Annotated in this window: 5 protein-coding genes; 4 read left to right on the top strand and 1 reads right to left on the bottom strand. The window is 50.9% G+C overall.

All coding sequences use genetic code 11. The features are described 5' to 3' along the window. Positions 1 to 711: 711 nt before the first annotated feature. The 4 genes from GU926_RS08650 to metG all read left to right on the top strand — a co-directional run bounded on the left by GU926_RS08650 (position 712) and on the right by metG (position 4836). Positions 712 to 1494: a DUF3050 domain-containing protein gene (locus GU926_RS08650; protein ID WP_160690963.1), complete on the top strand. Its 783-nt coding sequence runs from the start codon at positions 712 to 714 to the stop codon at positions 1492 to 1494. Between the two features lie 60 nt (positions 1495 to 1554). Further along, positions 1555 to 1875: a hypothetical protein gene (locus tag GU926_RS08645; RefSeq protein ID WP_160690961.1), complete on the top strand. Its 321-nt coding sequence runs from the start codon at positions 1555 to 1557 to the stop codon at positions 1873 to 1875. A gap of 75 nt (positions 1876 to 1950) precedes the next feature. Then, positions 1951 to 2238: a hypothetical protein gene (locus GU926_RS08640; RefSeq protein ID WP_160690959.1), complete on the top strand. Its 288-nt coding sequence runs from the start codon at positions 1951 to 1953 to the stop codon at positions 2236 to 2238. A 555-nt stretch (positions 2239 to 2793) separates the two neighbouring features. Next, positions 2794 to 4836 (top strand): methionine--tRNA ligase, encoded by a 2043-nt coding sequence (gene metG / locus GU926_RS08635; RefSeq protein WP_160694680.1) that lies wholly within the window; start codon positions 2794 to 2796, stop codon positions 4834 to 4836. A 129-nt stretch (positions 4837 to 4965) separates the two neighbouring features. Here the strand turns inward: metG and GU926_RS08630 are convergent, their stop codons facing one another. Next, positions 4966 to 5802 carry an energy transducer TonB gene (locus tag GU926_RS08630; RefSeq protein ID WP_160690957.1) on the bottom strand — a complete coding sequence of 279 codons (837 nt, stop codon included), beginning with the start codon at positions 5800 to 5802 and terminating at the stop codon, positions 4966 to 4968. Positions 5803 to 6014 lie beyond the last annotated feature (212 nt).

The raw sequence follows: 6014 nt of genomic DNA, 5'->3' as shown, positions 1-6014 counted from the left end.
GGTTCACTGCAAATAGAAAGACCTGAGAGGTGCCGTCTGCGCTTCTTAGATATTTCCGGATGGTTCTTTTGCTGTAATTGCCTTTTCAGGGTGTTAGTATTCTGGATAATGATGAGGTAAGCAGCGTATTTGTTAAAGTAAAAATTAGTTACGTTATATTATTAATTGATATTTTTTAATATTTTTGGTAGAGGTAATAGCTTGTAAAACTTATAAAATCAGGCGCTTATTCTTGTTTCTGCTAAACTAAGAATGAAAAAAGTTTTATAATCAACGGGGGCTTTAAATTTTGTTGATAATCTGAATTTAGGTTGAATAATTACATTTGAGATAGTTAAGTTCCAATAAATTGAATTTTTAGATAAATATCATTTTTGCTATGATAGGCCTCTGTAAAGTGGGTGAAAGACAAGTGGATAGGCATTAAAGGGTCACCCACAACACGTTGGGCAAGCTTTCTTCAAGCAAGGCCTCTTCTGGCTTAAACTCAATCAGGGCAAGGAATAGGAAGACGGGTTTTGTGATTTTATAAAGTAAGTATCAGAATTGGCCGCAATCCGGGTTTTGGCTGTATCTAAAATGCTCAGGAAACGTATGGAGGGGCACGCGCAGCGGGGCGTTCAGAATGCTTCGTCTGCTTATGTTTGGCCTGCTCCAGGTCTTTCGCTTAACGTTTTGCCTTTTCCAGAAGCCTGCTTTATCTTTAGTGCCATGCCCATCAACCAGGAAAAAATACAGTGGCTCCAGCAGGAGCTGAAACCCTACCGCGAAGCCCTCATGCAACATGCCCTGTATGAGAACATCCAGGACCTGGGTCATCTGCGTATCTTCATGGAGCACCACGTGTTTGCCGTTTGGGACTTTATGAGCCTGCTCAAAAGCCTCCAGCGCCACCTCACCTGCGTAGAGGTTCCCTGGATTCCGTTCGGGAATGCGGCCAACCGCCGGCTCATCAACGCCATTGTGCTGGAAGAAGAAACAGACGTAGACCAGCAGGGAGTGCCCATCAGTCACTTTGAGCTGTACACCCGCGCCATGGAAGAGTGCGGCGCAGACACGGCTCTCATGCAGGAGTTTCTGTACGGCCTGCAGCACGGCAAGGCCGTGTACACGCAGCTGGAGAACCTGCCGGTGCCCGGCAACACCCGTGATTTTGTCAAACACACCTTCCAGATTATCCAGAGCGGTCAACCGCACCGCATAGCCGCCGCCTTCACCTTTGGCCGCGAAGACGTGATCCCCAGCATGTTCAGGTGCCTGGTCAGTGACATGAGCCGCCGCTACCCCGGCACGGTAGACACGTTCCACTATTACATGGAGCGCCACTTGCAGGTAGATGAAGACATGCAGTCGCCGCTGGCCATGCAGATGGTCTCCATTCTGTGCGGAGAGGACGAGGAGAAATGGCACCAGTGCCATGAAGAGGCGGTGGCCTGCTACCGTATGCGCCTGCACCTCTGGGACGGCATTCTGGCCGCCTTGCAGAAGGCCTAGCCGCATATCCTTTGGTCTTTGGTCTGCGTACTGTATGCACAGACGTTATACTACCAGACTATGGATAAGCAAAACTTGGATATGGAGAACCTGAGCTCCAACAGCGAGAACATTGAGAACACCGCCCTGCTCATTCTTCAGGCCTTCAAAACCTCCGGCACCAAGGCAGACGAGGTGCTGCCCTGGGCAGAAATCTATCCCTTCCTGAACCAGCAGGACAACCACGAACATTTTAGAGACGTGCAGAAGCGCGCCGAGGAGCACCTGCGCAACCAGGCCTATGCCACGCCAGACCCTGAAGGCCTGCGCCTGACCGAGGTGGGCTACAAAGCCGTTCAGGAACTGGCCGGCCAGGACCTGGGCCAGAGCAACGCAAGATAACTCCCTGCAGAGATGAAGACGTTTTGGAGCAGATTGGAGGAAAAGTGCCGAAAAACGGCTTTCGTCTTTGGGGCCATGGCCCTGCTACTCTTGGCAGGCTGTACCTCTGGCAAGGACAATCCCGTGAACAACCCAGACCCGGCGCGGGTGTACAAACCAACGCCCACTGTGAGTGACATGAACCAGCAGTCCAGCGACGTGAACCGCAAGAAGAACATTGAGGAGGGGAATCCCAATTCGCCGGCCAACCAGCCGCCCGAAGTGCGCAGCCGCCGCCTCTTGCGTTCCCGGCCCCAGCCTACGCCAACCCCGCCCAGGCCTGTTGTACGGCCAGACACCGTACGCCGTGACACCATCCGGTAGCCCGCCGTTTTTGGGCTATTTCCAGTAAAACAGGTCAAAAACGCCGAATCAGTTCTTTCTAACCCGAGGAGCTGATCCGGCGTTTTTGTGTAGTAAAGGCACATTCATTCTAATAAGGATTCTCTTCCTGTTCAGTAGAATCAAAGTTGCCAACGCACATGCTTATCTCTTTAACTTGATTTAAAAAGAGGACTCCATGGCGCAAGAGTTCGCTTGAATCTACACTCATTTTTGAAGCTACTCGTCGCTGTTAAAGAATTCTAAATCAGAAAATAGCAAGCTCCTGTAGAGACAATGGCACTGCCTTGTCTCCCGCGCATACCAGATCAACAAAGTCTGCTGAACAATGAGATGTTTGTGCTAGGATGTTTACATAAAGAGAGCGCCTCAATTTTTCTACAACCGTTTACCAATAAGAATGTCTGCTTCCGTTTTTGTCGTGTTTTCTGGAAAATAGCCTAAAAACGGCAGCGTTTGCGTAAGAGACTTCTCTGGTGCGGCCTCCCAAAAAGGTCCCTGCAAAATCACTATATTTGTTTTTTGAAAGAAGAGAATATGGCCATTACCAATCCTAAAAGATATACCATTACCGCCGCCCTGCCTTATGCCAACGGACCCGTGCACATTGGGCACTTGGCCGGCGTTTATATTCCGGCAGACGTGTACTCGCGGTACCTGCGTTCGCGCGGGCGCGATGTCAAGTTTGTCTGCGGGTCAGATGAGCACGGCGTTCCCATTACCATACGCGCCAAGAAAGAAGGCATCACGCCGCAGCAGGCCGTAGACAAGTACCATGAGCTGATCAAGAAGTCCTTCAGTGATTTCAACATCTCCTTTGACATCTATTCCCGCACCTCGTCCAAAACCCACGCCGAGACCGCTTCTAACTTCTTCAGGAAACTCTACGAGGAGGGCAAGTTCATTGAGCAGACCACCCAGCAGTATTTTGACGAGAAAGCCCAGCAGTTCCTGGCAGACCGTTACATTGTAGGCACCTGCCCCAAGTGCGGCAACGACGGCGCCTACGGTGACCAATGCGAAAGTTGCGGAACGTCACTCAACGCCACTGACCTCATCAACCCGAAGAGTACTTTAAGCGGTGAGCCACCCGTTCTACGCGAAACCAAGCATTGGTACCTGCCATTGGACCAATATGAGCCGTGGTTGCGTGAGTGGATTGTAGAAGGCCACAAATCTGACTGGAAAACCAACGTGTACGGCCAATGCAAAAGCTGGATTGACCAAGGCCTGCAACCGCGCGCCGTTACAAGAGATTTAGACTGGGGCGTACCCGTGCCGGTAGAAGGCGCCGAAGGGAAAGTATTGTACGTCTGGTTTGATGCGCCCATTGGCTATATCTCGGCTACCAAAGACCTGACGCCCGAATGGGAGTTGTACTGGAAAGACCAGGAGACCAAGCTGGTGCACTTTATTGGGAAGGATAACATTGTCTTCCATTGTATCATTTTTCCGGCCATGCTCAAAGCCCACGGTGACTACGTATTGCCAGACAACGTGCCCGCTAATGAGTTCCTGAACCTGGAAGGCGATAAAATCTCCACTTCGCGCAACTGGGCCGTTTGGTTGCATGAGTACCTGGAAGACCTGCCGGGCAAGGCCGATGTACTGCGCTACGTGCTGTGTGCCAACGCGCCAGAGACCAAGGACAATGATTTCACGTGGAAAGACTTTCAGGCTAGAAACAACAATGAGCTGTTAGCCATCTTCGGGAATTTCATCAACCGAGCCGTGGTGCTCACCCACAAATACTACAACGGTGCCATCCCGGCGCGTGGTGAACTGACAGAATTTGATAAAGAGGTAATGGCAAGTTTGGCTGCTTTCCCAGAGAAGATTGCCGCCTCTTTAGAGCAATACCGTTTCAAAGAAGCCCTGGGCGAACTCATGAACCTAGCCCGTCTGGGTAATAAATACCTGGCAGACACCGAGCCCTGGAAGCTGTTCAAGACAGACCCGGCCCGCGTGGAAACCATCATGAACATTGCGTTGCAAATCTCAGCCAGCCTGACCATTCTTGCTGAGCCGTTCCTGCCTGAGACGGCTATCAAGCTCGCTAACATGTTGCAGTACACGCCGGGTAAATGGGATCAAGCGGGTTCTCCGGATTTGTTACCAGCCGGTCATGTTATCGGTGAGGCTGCCTTGTTGTTTGAGAAGATTGAAGACGCTGTGATGGAAGCGCAGGTGCAGAAGCTCTTGGACACCAAGAAAGCCAATGAACTTGCCAATGCCGTAGCCGCGCCGGCCAAAGAAGACATCACCTTTGACGACTTCTCCAAGATTGACATCCGGATTGGTACCATTCTGGAAGCTGAGAAAGTAGCCAAGACCAAAAAGCTATTGAAGCTGAAGGTAGACACCGGCCTGGACCAACGCACCATTGTGAGCGGCATTGCCGAGCACTTCAACCCAGAGGAAATCATTGGTCAGCAAGTGTCTGTATTGGTGAACCTGGCGCCGCGCGAGATCAAGGGAATCCTGAGCCAAGGCATGCTCCTGATGGCTGAAAACGCCGATGGAAGCTTGGCCTTCATGCAGCCGTCCAAGCCCGTGGTAAACGGCGGCGGTGTGAGCTAATTAGTAATTAAGAAGTAAGAATGCTTATCGTTTTTGGGCTGTTTTCTGGAAAACAGCCCAAAAACGAAGCCCAAAGAAAAAGCCTCGCAGACTATCTCTGCGAGGCTTTTTCTTTTATTGTTATTTGGCTTAGTCTGCTTGTTTGAAGGTGATGGGCACAGACTGCCTTGATTTTACGGGTCGGCCGTTGAAGGTGGCGGGGGTCCAGGCGGCAGAGGCTTCCAGTTTCTCTTTGGCGGCGGCATCAAAGGTGTAACCGGGGCGGTCTAGCGGCATAAAGTCCTTGAGCATGCCCTGCTCATTAATGGTGAACTGGATGTAAATGGTGGTCTGCTTGCCTGTCATTACCTCTTTGCTAGGGTAGGGGCACGCCGATGACAATTGAAAGCGGAAGGTTTCCAGTCCGTTCTTGGGGGCGGCCGGCTTGTCTAGCTTGGTATAGATGGTGTCTTTTTGGGTAAGGCGGTAAATGAACGAAGAAACCAGCGAAGAGTCTTTGAACACGGTAATGCTCTGCTCAGACTTGTCTTCGTTCCAGATCATGTCACGGCCGGCGCCTTTGGTCAGGAAGGGTTTGTTCTCACTGTTCCACATCTGGCCGTACTTCATCTTGTCGCCTCTAGCGAAGAGCTCGTACGCCGGAGTGCCAGCCTCTGTGTAGCGGGTCAGGTTGGCTTTCAGTTTGGTGAAGTACGGTTTGATCAGGTTGGATTTCTGGTTGGCCAGGTACAGCAGATAGGCGTCTGCCTCCACCAAATTGGCAGTGCCAAACACAGTGCTTTTCTGCACCAAGGCGCCAGCCTGGTAATCTTCAGCGGTCATTTTTTCTCCTTCCACCACATAGCGCCGCTCCTGGCCGGTCTTGGAAGGTACGTTGGCTTGAAAGTTTTTAGAATAGTACCGCACCTCCTGCGCAGAGGCAGAAAGAGAGCACAGGGTAAGGGTAAGAAAAAGTAAGAGACGCATGTTTGTTTGAATTGGAAAACCAATATACAAGAAAATAGCGGTCTGCAAAATATAAATTAGTTCAATAGAGCAACTTACACGCCAAACAAAGCAACTTTATCTGATAAAGCCCGTACCACGCGCTATCAAAATTCATTGTCACCTGAAGGACATCGAACCACAAGCGCTGCCAGTAACCACGGATAAAAGCGAGTCTGCCGCCGTTTTTGGGT

This window comes from Nibribacter ruber (genome assembly GCF_009913235.1).
GTDB classification, from domain to species: Bacteria; Bacteroidota; Bacteroidia; order Cytophagales; family Hymenobacteraceae; genus Nibribacter; species Nibribacter ruber.
Note: the sequence above shows the minus strand (reverse complement) of the source record. Positions and strands in the feature narration are given on the sequence as shown.

Coding starts and splice junctions, on each gene's coding strand:
- GU926_RS08650 (WP_160690963.1), top strand. CDS start 712: ATGCCCATCAACCAGGAAAAAATACAGTGGCTCCAGCAGGAGCTGAAA.
- GU926_RS08645 (WP_160690961.1), top strand. CDS start 1,555: ATGGATAAGCAAAACTTGGATATGGAGAACCTGAGCTCCAACAGCGAG.
- GU926_RS08640 (WP_160690959.1), top strand. CDS start 1,951: ATGGCCCTGCTACTCTTGGCAGGCTGTACCTCTGGCAAGGACAATCCC.
- metG (WP_160694680.1), top strand. CDS start 2,794: ATGGCCATTACCAATCCTAAAAGATATACCATTACCGCCGCCCTGCCT.
- GU926_RS08630 (WP_160690957.1), bottom strand. CDS start 5,802: ATGCGTCTCTTACTTTTTCTTACCCTTACCCTGTGCTCTCTTTCTGCC.